Below are 15,578 nucleotides of genomic sequence, written 5' to 3'. Positions count from 1 at the left end.
CCCACGAATACCATCCGACCTGCGTCCGAAGCACATCGCACCCGCCCCCGGCCGGGGTCGACGGCCCGTCAGCCGTCGCACTGCTGGAGCATGGCCTTCTTGTCGGCGTCGGTGACGGGCAGCTGGTACTTCAGCGAGACCTGGGCGAAGCGCACCGCGTAGGAGCAGCGGATCCCGGTGTCGGCGGGCAGCCAGGCGGCCGGGCCGGAGTCGCCCTTGGAGGCGTTCTGCGAGCCGTCGGCGGGGATCAGGTTGAGCGGGTCGTTGGCGATCTGGACGCGCTTGGCCTTGTCCCACTTGCTGGCGCCCATCTGCCAGTCGTAGGAGAGCGGCATCACGTGGTCGATCTGGATCTTGGAGGCCTGCTGCTTGGTCCACTGGACGCTCTTGCCGGTGTACGGGTCCCAGATGGTCATCGCGGTGACCGTGCAGTCCGAGCCGTCCTTGTGCTCGACGCCGGTGCCGTCCCGGGCGAGCAGGTCGTTGCGGGTGTCGCACTTGTTGCCGCCGAACGGGACGCCGTCGACGTTGTCCGTCCAGGCGGGGCCGAACTCGTTGCGGTCGTAGCCGTCCTTGGTGCCGACGGCGGCGGTGGCGACCTTGGCGATGACGTCCCGGCCGGCCTTCCGCTCCTCGGGGGTGGTCAGCGGCGCCAGGCCGGGCTTGGTGCCGTCCGGGTTCTGCAGCGGGCTGGTGCCGGTGGCCCCGGCGACTGCGCCGCCACCGGGCTTGGGGCCGGTCGACTTGTGGTCGCGGCCGCCGATCAGCCAGCCGACCAGCGCGAGCGCGCATATCAGGAACACGGTGGCGGCGGACAGGGTGGTGCGGCGGGCGGGCACGGAGAACTCCCGGGATCAGGGGCGGGGTGACGGCGAACCAGCAGATCAGCCGCCCCGAGAGCAGGTCAAGCCGACGCCACGGGCCGGCCCGGAGCATGTCGAAGCTCACACCCGCTCAAGCCGCCCCGCCCCGGCGGGGCGTTCAGCCGCCGATGGCCGACATCGGACGGTCGGGCCGGACGAACCGCGCGCTGCCGATGGCGTGCCCGGGCCCCTTGCCCGCCACCGCCACCCGCCAGGCCGCCTCGATCGCCGCGTCGTCCGCCCCACCGCGCAGCAGCGCCCGCAGGTCCGACTCCTCGGTCGCGAACAGGCAGGCGCGCAGCTGCCCGTCGGCGGTCAGCCGCACCCGGTCGCAGCCGCCGCAGAACGGCCGGGTGACGGAGGCGATCACCCCCACGACCGCGTCCGTGCCGGCGATCCGCCACTCCTCCGCCGGGGCGTTGCCGGGCCGGCCGACCGGCCGCAGGTCGAACCGCTCCCCCAGGCGCGCCAGGATCTCCTCCGCCGTCACCATCGCCGAGCGCTCCCAGGCGCCTTGCGCGTCCAGCGGCATCGACTCGATGAAGCGCATCCGGTACCCGTTCGCGAGGGCGAAGGCGGCCAGCTCCACGATCTCGTCGTCGTTCACCCCGCGCACCGGCACCGCGTTCACCTTCACCGGCCCCAGCCCGGCCGCCTTCGCCGCCGCCAGCCCCGCGAGCACGTCACCGATGCGGTCCCGCCGGGTGATCGCCGCGAACCGCTCCGGGCGCAGCGTGTCCAGGCTGACGTTCACCCGCCCCAGCCCCGCCTCGCGCAGCCCGGCGGCCGTACGCGCCAGCCCGATCCCGTTCGTCGTCAGCGACAACTCCGCGCCCAGCGCCGCGATCCGCCCGACCAGCCCGGTCAGCCCCCGCCGCAGCAGCGGCTCCCCGCCCGTCAGCCGCACCGAGCGCACCCCCAGCCGCTCCACCGCGATCCGCACCAGCCGCACGACCTCGTCGTCCCCCAGCACCTCGGCACGCGCGAGCCAGGCGGGCCCCTCCGCCGGCATGCAGTACGTGCAGCGCAGGTTGCAGCGATCGGTCAACGACACCCGCAGATCGGTGTGGACCCGGCCGAAGCGGTCCACCAGCGGGCGGGGCGCGGCCCCGGGTACGGGCGGGGGTGCGGTGTTCATCGCCCCAGTACAGGGGGCCCGGGCCCGGCCCGGCCAGCGGCCGAACCGCCGGGCCGCGGCCGCCGCGCGCGGCTTCCCCTTGTGGCTTCCCACAATGCGCGCCCCGGCCCCGACCGGGCAGGCTGGCCCCATGCAGACTGCGCCGACACCCGCCGGACCGGGCCCGGTCGCCGCCCTGGTCCTGGCCGCCGGGGGCGGGCGGCGCCTGGGCGGGCGGCCCAAGGCCCTGCTCCGCTACGGGGGCCGGCCGCTGGTGGAGCACGCGGTGGCGGTGGTCCGGGCCGGCGGCTGCGCGGACGTCACGGTGGTGCTGGGCGCGCAGGGCGGGCGGGTGCGGGCCACCGCGCACCTGCCGGGCTGCCGGCTGGTCGGCAATCCGGACTGGGCGCAGGGCATGGGCTCCTCGCTGCGGGCCGGCCTGGCCGCCCTGCCGCCGCACGCCACGGCGGCGCTGGTGATGCTGGTGGACACCCCGGGCGTCACCCCGGCCGCGGTGGCCCGGCTGCTGGCCGCCCACCGGGCGGGCACCGAACTGGCCGCGGCGGCCTACGGCGGGCGGCGCGGGCACCCGGTGCTGATCGGCGCCCGGCACTTCGCCGAGGCGGCGGCGGGCGCCCGCGGCGACGCCGGGGCCCGCGCCCTGCTGACGGCGCACGCGGCGGAGCTCGTCCTGGTCGAGTGCGCCGACGTCGCCGCCCCGGACGACCTCGACACCCCCGCCGACCTGGCCCGCTGGTCCGCCGGGTGAACGTCCCGGTCCGGCCCGCCGGACATCCCCCTCGGGGAGGATTCCGCCCCCACCCGAGCGGGCAGGATTCCCTGATCCGTCCCTGAGGATTGCCTCATTCCGCGCCCGGCGCCGGACATTTCGGGGAGCATGGGAAACGTCCCACCCACCCGCCCCCGACGGACGGAGCCCGCGATGGCCGGACTGCCCGACGACTTCACCGGACACGACCCCACGCGGCCGGGGCCGGGCGGTGGCGCCCGGGCGATCCGCTGCCCCGCCTGCCGCCGCGAGCACCTCTACGAACCTCCCTCCCTGCCCTGCCCGTGCGGGGCCTCGCTCAAGGTGCCGCTGCTGCGCGGCGGGGTGCCGGTGCAAGTGCGCTTCCGGTCCTGGGAGGACTCCTGGCTGAGCATGCGCTGCCCGCACTGCGGCCGCTCCGACCAGTGGCCGCAGCCCGAGTTCACCTGCAACTGCGGCGCCACCGTCCGGCTGCCGGTGGACCGCGCCACCCGGCTGGGCGGCGGCACCGCCGCCCCGCTCGCCGCGCCCGGCCCGCAGGCCGCCCGCCCGTACCCGGCCCACCCGATGAACGCGCCCGCCCCGGCCCCGCCCGCACCGCCCTCGGCCGGCCGCCCCCGCCCGTTCCGCCACCGCGCGCCGTTCCGCCCCCATCCGGTGCGCACCTCGCAGGACGCGGTGTTCACCGCCGCCCGCTACCTGGAGTGGCTGGGCTTCGACGACCTGGAGCTGACCGAGGCCCAGGAGCGCGACGGGGTCACCCTGCTGGGCAGCCGGATGGTCGCCCAGGTGGACACCTGGACCGAGCCCGCCGACGTGAAGTCGGTCGAGTGCCTCTGGCTGCAGACCCTGCACGCCGAGGAGATGGCCGCCGCGATGTTCACCCTCGCGGGTTATTCGCACCAGGCCACCGTGCGCGGCGAACAGCTGCTGGTCGCCCTGTTCAGCCTGGACCTGGCGGGTGTGCCGCAGCCCGCGAACGGCGCCGCCGAGGCCCTGATGGAGACCGGCTGGACCTCTTGACCCACCGGGCGGCCCGCCGGGCCGCCCCCACCTCCGCCCCCACCTCCCCCTCCCGTGTCTCCTCCGGCGTCTCCTCCCGTGCGCACCCCTAGATCATTTTTCCTCCAAAAGCAACAACCTTCGCTCGTGATCTGGTGCACAAGCTCACCCCCGTGTTGAATTGCGGCCACAGCGCGGGCCTTTCGCCCTGTCGTCGCCATGCGTGCGGGTCGTGGCGGCAGGGCCTCAGGGGCAGGTCCGCGCGCTTGCCGGATGGCGCACACAAGGAGGTGGCGTTGTCGGAGCACGGATGGAACCCGAGCGGCCCGGAGGAGCGGGGGCGGGCGGCAGCGGAGGAACCGGGCGACACCGTGTGGCGGCTGAGGTCCCGGGGGTGCTGGCAGGAGGCCGCCGAACTGCTGCGGCCGACCGCCGAGCACGACCCGGAAGCGGCCCTGGGGCGGGCCGAACTCCTCATCGAGCAGTGCCTGTTCACCGCGGCGCACTGGACCCAGGCGGAACAGGCGCTGCGCCTGGCGGAGGCACTGGCCTCCGGCACCGAGCAGCGCGCGGCCGCCGCCTGCGCCCGCGGCTTCCTCGCGTACGTGGCGAGCGTGCTCGGCCCGCGGGACCGGCTGGACGAGGCGCAGGCCGCCCTCGGCCGCACCTCGGCGCTGCTGCCGCCGGACGCCCCGGGCCGACCGCTGCTGGACTTCCGGCGCGGACTGGTGGCCGAGAACCTGCTGCGCGACCGCAGCGCCGCGTGGATCGCCTACCGCCGGGCGCACGAGGGCGCCGGCGAGCGCGGGGACGAACTTCTGCGCTCGTACACCTGGCGGCACCTGGCCGCGCTGGCGCTCTCGCGCGGGGACCGCGGGAACGCCCGGGAGGGCTTCGAGGCCTCCCTGCGGCTGCGCGAGCAACTCGGCTTCACGGTGGGGGTGGCACCGGCGCTCGCGGCGCTCGCCGAGGTGTCCGAGCCGCCCGAGGCCGCGCGGCTGCGGGCCGAGGCGGCCCGGCTGGTGGCCGGCCTGGGCGGCGTGCCGGTCTGGCTCGCACGCCAGTTGGCCGCCTCCCGTGCGCCGGGGCCTCCCTCGGACGGGCGCATCGCGAGCGAGACCGGAGGAACAATCAGCTAAGGTGAGGCTAACCTGGCCGGGGGGAGCAGTACCCCGGCCAGGTCGCCTTGCCGTTCCCCGGGCACCGCCATGCCCCGGTCCGGCCGCGTCCGACGGGCCCGTGCCGCCGGGCACCGCCGGGCGGACCATGGGCGCCCCGGTCGACCCGATGGGGCCGCCCATGACCGCGAGCAGCACCCGGCCCGGCCCCAGGCCGCGCGTCCCCCGCACCACCGGGACGCGCACCGCCGTCCCCGCCCCCGCTCCCACCACACCGGGCGCCCCCTCGTACCACCGGCTGTCCGGACTCACCCCCGTTCTGACGGTGCGCTGCGCCCCGCCCCGGCGCCGCGACGGCTGGCTGCCCGCCGCCGACCTCACCACCCGCCCCGAGGCGGTGCGCGAGCTGATCGCCCACGACGCCCGGCAGGGCCTCGCCCGCTACGGGCAGCCGCTGCGCCCGGACGTCGCGGCCGGCTTCGGGCTGCACCGCTTCGTCTGGCCGGTCTCACTGCTGTTCACGCTGCCGTGGTTCCTGGAGCGGCGCGTCCCGCTGCTCGCCCTGCGGGACGTCGCGCTGCGCAGGCGCCCCGACGCGGTCGAACTGACCGTCCGCGCGACGGAGTTCGCCTGCCTGCCGGAGGACCCGGCGGCCGGCTCCGGGCAGGCCCGGACGGTGCCGGACGAGCCGGCGCTGGCCGCCGCCCTGCGGTCCGCCCTGGGCGCCTTCCTGGCCCCGGTGCTCACCGCCTTCGGCCCGGAGGCCAGGCGCGGACCCCGGGTGCTCTGGGCGATGGCCACCGACGCGGTGGTGGAGGGACTCTGGTACGCGGGCGGGCTGCTCGGGGAGCAGGAGCGGGCGCGCACCGAACTGACCGCGCTGCTGGCGCCCGGCGGGGCCCTCGACCCCGCGCGCACGCCCGGCGCGGACGACCGTCCCGCCCCGGCCCCGGCACCCTTCACCCCGGGCGCCGGCTTCGCGCCCCCGGCGCCCGGGGCGGAGAGCGCCCCGCCCCCGGTCCGGTCCCGGGCCAGCTGCTGCCTCGTGTACACCGCCGATCCGAGGGACATGTGCGGCGGCTGCCCGCGCGTCACGCGGCGTTGACGAAAAGCCGTTCGACATCGGGTTCGAAAAGCCCGCCATTCCTGGAAAAACCCACGTCGCATTCCTATGACCATGCGATGGTCACCGGGTCAGAAATCCCTCTCCTCAGCGCATTGACGGCGAATCGGCCATTCCTCCGCGCGGAATCCGCCATGATGGTCCCCGCCATCACGGCGCAGAAAAGCGACGCAGGAAAGCGAGGCTGGTTCCGGCGATGAAATTGTCCGACATACCGCTCGGATGGGCGATCACCGTGGTCGTGGGGCTGCTGGTCAGCGCACTCCTGGTGGCCCTGCTCCGCAGCCGGGGGGCCACCTCCTCCACCGCCGGCCCCGATTCCTGGGAACGTTCCGAGGAACGGCGCCGCCGCAAGGAATCCCTGTACGGCGGCGCCTCCTACACCCTGTTGTTCTGCTGCGCCGGCGTCGCGGCCGCCCTCTCCTTCCACGGCCTGGTCGGCTTCGGCGTGCAGAACCTCGGCCTGTCCGGCGGCTGGGAGTACCTCGTCCCGTTCGGGCTCGACGGCGCCGCGATGTTCTGCTCGGTACTCGCCGTCCGCGAGGCCAGCCACGGCGACGCGGCGCTCGGCTCCCGGCTGCTGGTCTGGCTCTTCGCCGGCGCCTCGGCCTGGTTCAACTGGGTGCACGCCCCGCGCGGGCTGACCCACGCCGGCGCCCCGCAGTTCTTCTCCGGCATGTCCCTCTCGGCGGCGATCCTCTTCGACCGGGCGCTCAAGCAGACCCGCCGGGCCGCGCTGCGCGAACAGGGCCTGGTCCCCCGCCCGCTGCCGCAGATCCGCATCGTCCGCTGGCTGCGCGCCCCGCGCGAGACCTACGCGGCCTGGTCGCTGATGCTGCTGGAGAACGTCCGCAGCCTGGACGAGGCGGTCGACGAGGTGCGCGAGGACAGGCGGGAGCGCACCGTCGAGAAGCAGCGCCGCAGGCTGGAGGGGCGCCGGGAACGGGCCGAGATCCGGGCGATCAACCGCTCCAACAGCGCCTGGCGGCGCGTCGGCGGTGCGACGGCACGGCGGCTGGAGGCCGGCCCGGAGCCCGCCGTGGCCGCCGTGGCCCCCGGAGCGGGGCGTCCCGGGGTGGAACGGTCCGCGGCGGAGCGGGTCCGGACCGAACGTCCCGGAGTGGAGCGGGCCGCCGCGCCGCGCGAGGTGGAGCCGGCCGAGGGCGCGGTCGTCCAGCCGGGCCTGCCGGCGCGTCCGGAGCGGCGAACCATCGACCTCACCATGGAGGAGGACACCGTCACCCTGCCCCGGCTGGACTCGCTGGAACGCAAACTGAAGGACCTGGAGCAGCAGTTCGGCTGATCCCCTCCGGCCCGGTCCCCCCGGGCGGCGCGCCGCCCGGGGAGCCGGAACCGGACGGGGGGTCAGGCCGCTGCCGCCGCCGTCCCGCTGAGTTCGAACCACATCCGCTTGCCGGTGCCGCGCGGCTCCACGCCCCAGGAGTCCGCGAGCGCCTCCACCAGCATCAGCCCGCGCCCGGAGGAGGCCTGCTCCCCCGGCGTCCGGCGGGTCGGCCAGAGGTCCGACTCGTCCTCCACCTCGACCCGCAGCCGGGCCCGGCCGCCGTCCGCCTCCGGCTCCCGGTAGAGCCGGGCGGTGAACATGGCGTCCCGGTCGGTGTGCCGGATGGCGTTGGTGACCAGCTCGGAGGAGAGCAGCTCGGCGGTGTCGATGAACTCGGCCACGCCCCAGCGGCGCAGCGCGTCGCGCAGCTCGGCCCGCACCTCGGCCACCCGCGCCAGGTCGGCCTGGCCGATCCGGCGGCGCAGCTGCTGGGCGGTCAGGCCGCCGGCCGGGCCGTCCCAGCGCAGGAGCAGCAGCGCTATGTCGTCCTCGCGCTCGCTGGAGTCGGCGGCCTGGGAGGCGATCCGGTCGGCCAGCTCCTCCAGCGGGTCGCGGGCGGCCTGCGCGGCGTCCGGCAGCGGGCGGGCGAGCGCCCGGGTGAGCCGGGCGACGCCCTCGTCCAGGTCCATGCCGCGCGCCTCGACCAGGCCGTCCGTGCAGAGCACCACGGTCTCGCCCGGGTCCAGGCTGAACCGGGTGACCCGGTACTCCTGGTCCGGGTCGATGCCCAGCGGCAGCCCGCCGGCCACCGGCACCACGGCGGCGGTGCCGTCCGCGCGGCGCACCACCGGGTCGAGGTGGCCGGCCCGGACGGCGTAGACCACGCCGTAGTCCACGTTGACCTCGGCGTAGGCGCAGGTCGCGAAGTGGTCGGTGTCGAGGTCGGCGAGGAAGCGCGAGGCGCGGGCCATCACGGCGGCGGGCGGGTGGCCCTCGGCCGCGTAGGCGCGCAGCGCGATCCGCAGCTGACCCATGATCCCGGCGGCGTGCACGTCGTGCCCCTGGACGTCGCCGATCACCAGGCCGACGTGTCCGCCGGGCAGCGGCACCACGTCGTACCAGTCGCCGCCGATCTGGAGGCCGGAGCCGGCCGCGAGGTAGCGCACCGCCGTGGTCACGCCCGGGACGGACGGGACGGTGCGCGGCAGCATCACCCGCTGGAGGCCGGCCGCCAGCTCGTGCTCGGCGTCGTGCAGCCGGGCCCTGGCCAGCGACTGGGCGACCAGCCCGCCCAGGGTGGTGAGCAGGGTGCGCTCGTCCGCGTCGAGCTCGCGCTCGTCGTCGAAGCTGACCACGCACACGCCGATCGCCCGGCCGCTGGCCACCAGCGGCAGGTACGCCCAGGAACCCCGGCCGGTGCGGCTGGTCGGCTCCCACACCTCGGGGTAGCCCTCGCGGAACTCCTCGCGGGTCGAGACGAAGACCGGCGTACGGTGGCGCAGCGCCTCGGCCGCCGGGTGCCCGGGCGGCAGCACGGTGCGGTCCCAGACCGCCAGCGTGTCGGCGCGGTAGCCGGAGGCCCCGAGGATCTGCGCCCGGCCGGCCTCGAAGGAGGCCAGCACCAGGCCGTCCGGCGGCAGCCCGGGCAGCGGCAGCTCGGTGAACACCCGGGCCACGTCACGCACGGTGACGGCTTCGGAGAGGGCGCGCGCCGCCTCCTTGATGAACCGGGAGCGCTCCTCGCGCAGCAGGGCCATCCGGTCGGCGTGGTCCCGCTTGTGCAGCTCGACGGTGGCGTCCCAGACGAAGCCGACCATCCGGGAGGCCCGGCCGAAGGCGTCGGCGAGCACCCGGCCGCGGAAGCGCACCGCGCGCATGCCGCCCCTCGCCCCGACCGTGCGGTAGTAGGCGCCGCACTGGCCCAGCTCGGCCACCGCGCGCTCGACCCGGCGGCGCACCACGGGCGCGTCCTCGGGGTGCAGCAGGGCCAGGAAGGAGGCGGCGGTGCGGTCGAAGCGGCCCTGCTCCAGGGCGTCCAGTCCGACGATCGTGCAGGCCCGCTGGTCGCCCTCCAGGACGTCGCGGCGGATGTCCCAGTCGAAGGAGCCGATGCCGTTGGCCGCCATCGCGGGCTCCAGCCAGTCCGGCATGGTGTCCGCGGAGGACGGCGGCAGTCCGCCCGACAGCACGGGCGCCAGGCGGGCGGCGGCGAGGCTCGGCGACGGGCGCACCGCGGAGCCGCGGCGCGTGGTCTGGGCGGGCGGCCGGGCCCGGCCGGTCCCGGTGGTGGTGGCGCCGACGGGCTGCCCGGGAGTGCGCGGCTCCGGGGCGCCCGGCTGCTCGGCGACGCGCGGCTCGACGGCCCGCTGTCCGACCGCTCGCGGCCCGGCGGCTCTCGGGTCGGCGGTGCGCGGCTCCACGCTTCGCGGTTCCACGGTTCGCGGCTCGACGGCGGGCGCCGCGCCGGGAGGAAGTGCCGGCCCCGGCGACTCGGGCTCAGTGGGCATGCTGCTCCTGCCGCTGCCGTGGCGGACCGCGCCGACCGTCCGGACGGGCCGCATGGCGGTGTGATGGGTCGTGCTGGATAGGACGGTGCGACGGACGGTGGCCAGTCGAGGTTCGGTCTCCCCGCTGCTTCCCGCACGTGGACACACATTCCCACCATCCTGGCCAATGTTCGGCCGAGCGGCAATGCCAACGGGCCGGAAACCTTCCGTTCCGCCTTCTGTTCCGGGCTTCCTTCGACAGCGAATCAATCGACGGCGAACAATCGTACGACCCCGATGGCGGGCCCGGCGGCGACCCGGCGACCCGGCGACCCGGCGACCCGGCGACGAGAGACTGTGCCGGCGCCGGGGCCGGGATCAGGGCGTGGCGAGTTCGAACCAGGTGACCTTGCCGTCGCCGCGCAGCTGTACGCCCCAGGAGTCCGCGAGCGCCTCCACCAGCAGCAGGCCGCGCCCCGAGGTCGCGTACTCGGCCTCCGGATCGCGGCGGCGCCCGGGAAGTCTGCTGGTGCCGTCCTGCACCTCGATCCGCAGCCGGTGGTCCGGGTCGAGCACCGCGTCGAACACCGCGCCCTTGCCCGTGTGCAGCAGCGCGTTGGTGACCAGCTCGGAGGAGAGCAGCTCGGCGGTGTCGGACAGCTCCGGCACCCCCCAGTGGCTCAGCGCCGAACGCAGCCGCCGCCGGACCGCGCCCACCCCGACCAGGTCCGCCGGGTCGAGCGTGAGGTGCAACCGCCGGTGCAGGGCACAACCCGGAGCCGGTGCACCCGGCAGGGTCGTCCCGGTGCTGCCGGTCGGCCCCTGGACCGGCCCGGACCGGTAGGCGTCGCCGGAACTCGTCCGCTGCCGCGGGAATCGCGACTGACCGTCCATCAACCCATGCCCCCGCCCTGAAATCCGGGCCCCCGCCTCCGGATCCCCCGCCGGCCGGGTGGCCCCCTCGTTCTGACCACTCATCCTCATGCCCAGTTGACGGCGTTTGCAACAGTGTGCGTCCGATCACGTGGGGTGAAAGGGGCACGGGGTGGTTCGCGTGATCCAACTGCCCGCGCCGGACAGGTTTGCGAAGCGCAGAGGCGATTTTCGAGGGCGCCGTCACCCGATCCCGCGCACACCCGGCGCCCGTACGGACCGTGCGCCCGACCGCGCGCCCCCGCCCCGCTCCCGCCGCGCGCCCGCCCCGGGCGGCGGGTCTGCACTCCGGGTCTGCACTCCGGGCCTGCGCGGCGGGTCCGGGCGGCGGTCCGCGGACCCTCCCGGCCCGCCGCCCCCGTGCCGCCCCTCACCCCCATCCCCCGCCCAGCAAGCCGAACCCCCGCGGAGCGGCAACGCTGGACAGGGCGGCCCGGTGCGGGTTCAATGACCCGAGATGTTTGAACGATGTTCTAACATCGCCCCCGACAGCCCCCAGGGCCCCGAGCCGACCCCGTCCCCGGCGACCGCGAGCGAGGAACCGTGCGACTGACCCCCACCGAGCGGGACCGGCTGCTGATCTTCACAGCAGCCGAGCTGGCCCGCGCCCGCCGCGCCCGGGGCGTGCGCCTCAACATCCCCGAGGCCACCGCCCTGATCGCGGACGCCGTCTGCGAGGCCGCCCGCGACGGCCGGCGCCTGGCCGAGGCCATCGAGGCCGGCCGCTCCGTGCTGACCGCCGACGACGTCCTGCCCGGCGTGCCGGACGTGGTCACCGTCGTCCAGGTCGAGGCCGTCTTCGAGGACGGCACCCGCCTCGCCGTCGTCAACGACCCGTTCAAGGGCGCCGGCTCGCTCGGCGACGAGGCCCCCGGCGGCGCGCTGATCGGCGACGGGGCCGGCTACGACCCGGTCGAGGAGACACTGCTGCTCCCCGTGCACAACACCTCCGCGGTGCCGATCTCGGTCACCTCGCACTTCCACTTCTTCGAGGCCAACCCGCGGCTCGCCTTCGACCGCGCCGCCGCCTACGGCACCCACCTGGCCGTCCCGGCCGGCTCCTCGGTGCGCTTCGACCCCGGCGCCACCGTCGAGGTCGGCCTGGTGCCGATCGGCGGCGGGCGGGTCGCGATCGGTTTCGCGGGGCTCGTGGACGGCCCGCTGGACGCGCCCGGCGCGAAGGAGGCCGCCCTGGCGAAGGCCCGCGCCACCGGCTACCTCACCCACTTCGACGACGCGGAGGTCGAGTCGTGACGTCCATCACCCCGCACGACTACATCTCGGTGCACGGCCCGCGCGCCGGGGACCGGGTCCGGCTCGGCGACAGCGGACTGATCGTCCGCGTGGAGTCCGACTCCCAGGCGCCCGGCGACGAGTTCCTGGCCGGCTTCGGCAAGACCGCCCGCGACGGCCTGCACCTCAAGCCCGCCGCGGTCCGGGACACCTGCGACGTCGTGATCAGCAACGTGCTGGTGATCGACGCGATCCAGGGCATCCGCAAGACCTCGATCGGCCTGATCGGCGGCCGGATCGCCTCGATCGGGCGGGCCGGCAACCCGGACACCCTGGACGGCGTGGACGTGGTCGTCGGCACCGGCACCACGATCGTCTCCGGCGAGGGCATGATCGCCACCGCCGGCTCCATCGACACCCACGTCCACCTGCTCTCGCCACGGATCATGGAGGCCTCGCTGGCCTCCGGCGTCACCACCGTCATCGGCCAGGAGTTCGGCCCGGTCTGGGGCGTCGGCGTCAACTCGCCCTGGGCACTGCGCCACGCCTTCAACGCGTTCGACGCCTGGCCCGTCAACATCGGCTTCCTGGGCCGCGGTTCGTCCTCCGACGAGGCCCCGCTGATCGAGGCGCTGGCCGAGGGCGGGGCGTCCGGCTTCAAGGTGCACGAGGACATGGGCGCGCACACCCGCGCCCTGGACACCGTGCTGCGGGTCGCCGAGGAGTACGACGTCCAGGTCGCCCTGCACACCGACGGGTTGAACGAGTGCCTGTCGGTCGAGGACACCCTGAAGGTGCTGGAGGGCCGGACCATCCACGCCTTCCACATCGAGGGCTGCGGCGGCGGACACGTCCCCAACGTGCTCAAGATGGCCGGCGTGCCGAACGTCATCGGCTCCTCCACCAACCCGACGCTGCCGTTCGGCCGGGACGCCCTCGGCGAACACTTCGGCATGATCGTCTCCGCGCACGACCTCAAGGTCGACCTGCCCGGCGACGCCGCGATGGCCCGCGACCGCATCCGGGCCGGCACCATGGGCGCCGAGGACGTCCTGCACGACCTCGGGGTCATCGGCATCACCTCCTCCGACGCCCAGGGCATGGGCCGGGCCGGCGAGACGGTGCGCCGCACCTTCGCCATGGCCGGCAAGATGAAGGCCGAACTCGGCCCGCTCGACGGCACCGGCTCGTACGGCACGACGGACAGCGGCGACGACAACGAGCGCGTGCTGCGCTACATCGCCAAGCTCACCATCAACCCGGCCATCGCCCACGGCCTCGCGCACGAGGTCGGCTCCATCGAGATCGGCAAGCTCGCCGACATCGTGCTGTGGCGCCCGGACCACTTCGGCGCCAAGCCGCAGCTGGTCCTCAAGGCCGGATTCCCCGCGTACGGCGTGGTCGGCGACCCCAACGCCTCCACCGACCGCTGCGAACCGCTCGTCCTGGGACCGCAGTTCGGCGCCCACGGCGCGACCGCCGCCGACATCTCGGTGGCCTTCGTCGCCCAGGCCGCCGCCGACGGCGCGTACCTCGACCGGGCCGCCGACGGACTGCCCACCCGCCGCCGCCGGGTCGGCGTCCGGGGCACCCGCGGCATCGGACCCCGCGACATGGTGCGCAACGCCCGCGTCGGCCACGTCGAGGTCACCGAGACCGGGCTGGTCTCGCTCGACGGCTCGCCGCTGCGCTCCGAACCCGCGGACAGCGTCTCGCTCAGCCGCCTCTACTTCCTCTGACCCCCCCCCGCATTCCGACCCCCCGCGCCAAGGCCCCGGACCTCTTGAGGACTCGATGACGACCACCCCCACGCCCGCCTCCCTCGGCTACCGGATGCCCGCCGAGTGGCACCCGCACGAGCGCACCTGGATGGCCTTCCCCACCACCAACCCCACCTTCGACGGCCCCGAGCAGCTGCACGCCGCCCGCCAGGCCTGGGCCGCCGTCGCCGACACCATCGTCGGGTACGAGCCGGTGACGCTGATCGTCAACACCGGTGAGACCGAGGAGGCCCGCAAGTACGTCTCCGAGCGGGTCGACATCGTCGAGCGCCCGCTGAACGACGCGTGGATGCGCGACATCGGCCCGTCCTTCCTGATCGACGGCAAGGGCTCGCTCGCCGCCACCGACTGGATCTTCAACGGCTGGGGCGCGCAGTCCTGGGCCCGCTGGGACAAGGACCAGCACATCGCCGAGCACATCGGCGAACTGACCGGGGTGCAGCGCTTCGCCTCCCGGCTGATCAACGAGGGCGGCGGCATCCACGTCGACGGCGACGGAACGGTGCTGGTCACCGAGACCGTCCAGCTCGGCGAGGGCCGCAACGCCGACTGGACCAAGGAGGAGGTCGAGGCCGAGCTGCACGCCTTCCTCGGCACCACCAAGGCGATCTGGCTGCCGCGCGGACTCACCCGCGACTACGACGAGTTCGGCACCCGCGGACACATCGACATCGTCGCCTCCTTCGTGCGCCCCGGCGTCGTGGTCGCCCACGTCCAGCCCGACCCCTCGCACCCGGACCACGAGGTCTGCCGCGAACTGGTCGCCGTGCTGCGCGCCTCGACCGACGCCCGGGGCCGGCCGCTGGAGGTCGTCGAACTGCCCGCCCCCACCGTCCTGCTGGACGAGGACGGCGAGCCGGTCGACTACTCCTACATCAACCACTACGTGGCCAACGGCGCGGTCGTCCTGTGCGCCTTCGACGACCCGCGCGACCAGGAGGCCGCCGCCATCCTCGCCGAGGCCTACCCGGGCCGCACCGTCGAACTCGTCGACGCCCGCGAGATCTTCGCGAACGGCGGCGGCATCCACTGCATCACCCAGCAGCAGCCGAAGGCGCTCTGACGCCCCGTCCGGGCGGGGGCCCCGCGCCCCCGCCCGGACGGCTTCCGAGGCCCCGTTCCACCGAGGAGACCCGCACATGGCCGACCCCCGCCCGCGCCGGCCGGCCCGCCCCCGCGAGGAGGTCTTCGCCACCGCCCGGGCCGCGATCGCCGAACACGGGCTCGCCAAACTCACCATGGCCGGTCTCGGCAAACAGCTCCAGATGAGCGCCGGGCACCTGCTCTACTACTTCGGCAGCAAGGACCAGCTGCTGCTGGAAACCCTCCGCTGGAGCGAGGAGCAGCTCGGCGCCCGCCGCCGCGAGGCCCTCGCCGACCCCGCCCTCGACCCCTGGCAGCGCCTCGACGCCTACCTGCGCCTCTACCTGCCGGAGGGCGCTGGCGACCCGCGCTGGATCCTCTGGGTCGAGGTGTGGGGCCGCTCCCCCGCGAGCGCCGAGATCCGCCAGGGCCAGCAGGAGATCGAGGCCCCCTGGCAGGCCGACCTGGTCGCCCTCGTCGAGGAGGGCGCCGCCGCCGGCCACTTCACCCCCGGCCCCGCCGCCGACCGCGCCCTGCAGATCCGCGCCCTGCTCGACGGCCTCGCCGTCCCCATCGCCATCGGCCTCCCCGACGCCCACCGCCCCGCCGCCCTCACCCAGGCCACCGCCGTCACCGGCATACTCCTGCGCACCTGAGCCCACCCGCGGCTCCCGCCCCCTGCCCGGGGGGGGGGTGGGGGCGGGCGCGCGGAGGAGCCCCCGACCCCCCCCCGCGCCGCCCCGCCGGGGGGGCGGGGCGGCGGACCGGCGCGCGGCGGCGGAGGC

The 15,578-nt window shown here is 75.4% G+C and carries 13 protein-coding genes; 9 read left to right on the top strand and 4 right to left on the bottom strand.

What is annotated here, in order from left to right:
- Window positions 1-68: 68 nt before the first annotated feature.
- Window positions 69-839: an HNH endonuclease family protein gene (locus ACFVHV_RS27530; protein WP_359907996.1), complete on the bottom strand. Its 771-nt coding sequence runs from the start codon at window positions 837-839 to the stop codon at window positions 69-71.
- A gap of 142 nt (window positions 840-981) precedes the next feature.
- Complete coding sequence (moaA, locus tag ACFVHV_RS27525) at window positions 982-2,001, bottom strand: GTP 3',8-cyclase MoaA (RefSeq protein ID WP_359907999.1); 1,020 nt, start codon at window positions 1,999-2,001, stop codon at window positions 982-984.
- Between the two features lie 130 nt (window positions 2,002-2,131).
- Here moaA and ACFVHV_RS27520 point away from each other — a divergent pair, with 130 nt between their 5' ends.
- The 5 genes from ACFVHV_RS27520 to ACFVHV_RS27500 all read left to right on the top strand — a co-directional run bounded on the left by ACFVHV_RS27520 (window position 2,132) and on the right by ACFVHV_RS27500 (window position 7,295).
- Window positions 2,132-2,749, top strand: coding sequence for an NTP transferase domain-containing protein (locus ACFVHV_RS27520; protein ID WP_380354331.1), 618 nt, complete (start codon window positions 2,132-2,134; stop codon window positions 2,747-2,749).
- Window positions 2,750-2,923: 174 nt separating this feature from the next.
- Window positions 2,924-3,772, top strand: coding sequence for a hypothetical protein (locus ACFVHV_RS27515; protein ID WP_359908005.1), 849 nt, complete (start codon window positions 2,924-2,926; stop codon window positions 3,770-3,772).
- 275 nt (window positions 3,773-4,047) lie between these two features.
- Window positions 4,048-4,890: a hypothetical protein gene (locus ACFVHV_RS27510; protein WP_380354328.1), complete on the top strand. Its 843-nt coding sequence runs from the start codon at window positions 4,048-4,050 to the stop codon at window positions 4,888-4,890.
- A 160-nt stretch (window positions 4,891-5,050) separates the two neighbouring features.
- Window positions 5,051-5,974 carry a (2Fe-2S)-binding protein gene (locus ACFVHV_RS27505; protein WP_380354325.1) on the top strand — a complete coding sequence of 308 codons (924 nt, stop codon included), beginning with the start codon at window positions 5,051-5,053 and terminating at the stop codon, window positions 5,972-5,974.
- Between the two features lie 214 nt (window positions 5,975-6,188).
- A complete protein-coding gene (locus ACFVHV_RS27500) occupies window positions 6,189-7,295 on the top strand; it encodes a DUF2637 domain-containing protein (RefSeq protein WP_380354322.1) in 1,107 nt (368 codons plus the stop codon).
- Window positions 7,296-7,357: 62 nt separating this feature from the next.
- Here ACFVHV_RS27500 and ACFVHV_RS27495 read toward each other — a convergent pair whose 3' ends face one another.
- Window positions 7,358-9,784, bottom strand: a complete 2,427-nt coding sequence (locus tag ACFVHV_RS27495; protein WP_380354319.1) for a SpoIIE family protein phosphatase — start codon at window positions 9,782-9,784, stop codon at window positions 7,358-7,360.
- A gap of 357 nt (window positions 9,785-10,141) precedes the next feature.
- A complete protein-coding gene (locus tag ACFVHV_RS27490) occupies window positions 10,142-10,516 on the bottom strand; it encodes an ATP-binding protein (protein ID WP_359908016.1) in 375 nt (124 codons plus the stop codon).
- A gap of 723 nt (window positions 10,517-11,239) precedes the next feature.
- Between ACFVHV_RS27490 and ACFVHV_RS27485 the strand changes: the two genes are divergently transcribed.
- The 4 genes from ACFVHV_RS27485 (at window position 11,240) to ACFVHV_RS27470 (ending at window position 15,449) form a co-directional block, all read left to right on the top strand.
- On the top strand, window positions 11,240-11,950 hold the full coding sequence (locus ACFVHV_RS27485) for an urease subunit gamma (protein WP_359908019.1): 711 nt from the start codon (window positions 11,240-11,242) through the stop codon (window positions 11,948-11,950).
- A complete protein-coding gene (locus ACFVHV_RS27480) occupies window positions 11,947-13,668 on the top strand; it encodes an urease subunit alpha (protein ID WP_380354315.1) in 1,722 nt (573 codons plus the stop codon). The genes ACFVHV_RS27485 and ACFVHV_RS27480 overlap by 4 nt, the downstream gene beginning before the upstream one ends.
- A 55-nt stretch (window positions 13,669-13,723) precedes the next feature.
- The gene (locus ACFVHV_RS27475; RefSeq protein ID WP_359908021.1) at window positions 13,724-14,773 is read left to right on the top strand and encodes an agmatine deiminase family protein; all 1,050 of its coding nucleotides are present in this window, start codon (window positions 13,724-13,726) and stop codon (window positions 14,771-14,773) included.
- Window positions 14,774-14,849: 76 nt separating this feature from the next.
- Window positions 14,850-15,449, top strand: a complete 600-nt coding sequence (locus ACFVHV_RS27470) for a TetR/AcrR family transcriptional regulator (protein WP_359908024.1) — start codon at window positions 14,850-14,852, stop codon at window positions 15,447-15,449.
- Window positions 15,450-15,578 lie beyond the last annotated feature (129 nt).

Origin of the sequence: Kitasatospora sp. NPDC127116 (assembly GCF_042677365.1) — a bacterium.
Classification (GTDB): Bacteria; Actinomycetota; Actinomycetes; order Streptomycetales; family Streptomycetaceae; genus Kitasatospora; species Kitasatospora lactacystinica.
This window is presented reverse-complemented; position numbering and strand designations above follow the sequence as displayed.

What these genes read in the sequence shown, in the direction of transcription:
- moaA (WP_359907999.1), bottom strand. Translation starts at nt 2,001, where the DNA reads ATGAACACCGCACCCCCGCCCGTACCCGGGGCCGCGCCCCGCCCGCTG.
- ACFVHV_RS27520 (WP_380354331.1), top strand. Translation starts at nt 2,132, where the DNA reads ATGCAGACTGCGCCGACACCCGCCGGACCGGGCCCGGTCGCCGCCCTG.
- ACFVHV_RS27515 (WP_359908005.1), top strand. Translation starts at nt 2,924, where the DNA reads ATGGCCGGACTGCCCGACGACTTCACCGGACACGACCCCACGCGGCCG.
- ACFVHV_RS27505 (WP_380354325.1), top strand. Translation starts at nt 5,051, where the DNA reads ATGACCGCGAGCAGCACCCGGCCCGGCCCCAGGCCGCGCGTCCCCCGC.
- ACFVHV_RS27500 (WP_380354322.1), top strand. Translation starts at nt 6,189, where the DNA reads ATGAAATTGTCCGACATACCGCTCGGATGGGCGATCACCGTGGTCGTG.
- ACFVHV_RS27495 (WP_380354319.1), bottom strand. Translation starts at nt 9,784, where the DNA reads ATGCCCACTGAGCCCGAGTCGCCGGGGCCGGCACTTCCTCCCGGCGCG.
- ACFVHV_RS27475 (WP_359908021.1), top strand. Translation starts at nt 13,724, where the DNA reads ATGACGACCACCCCCACGCCCGCCTCCCTCGGCTACCGGATGCCCGCC.
- ACFVHV_RS27470 (WP_359908024.1), top strand. Translation starts at nt 14,850, where the DNA reads ATGGCCGACCCCCGCCCGCGCCGGCCGGCCCGCCCCCGCGAGGAGGTC.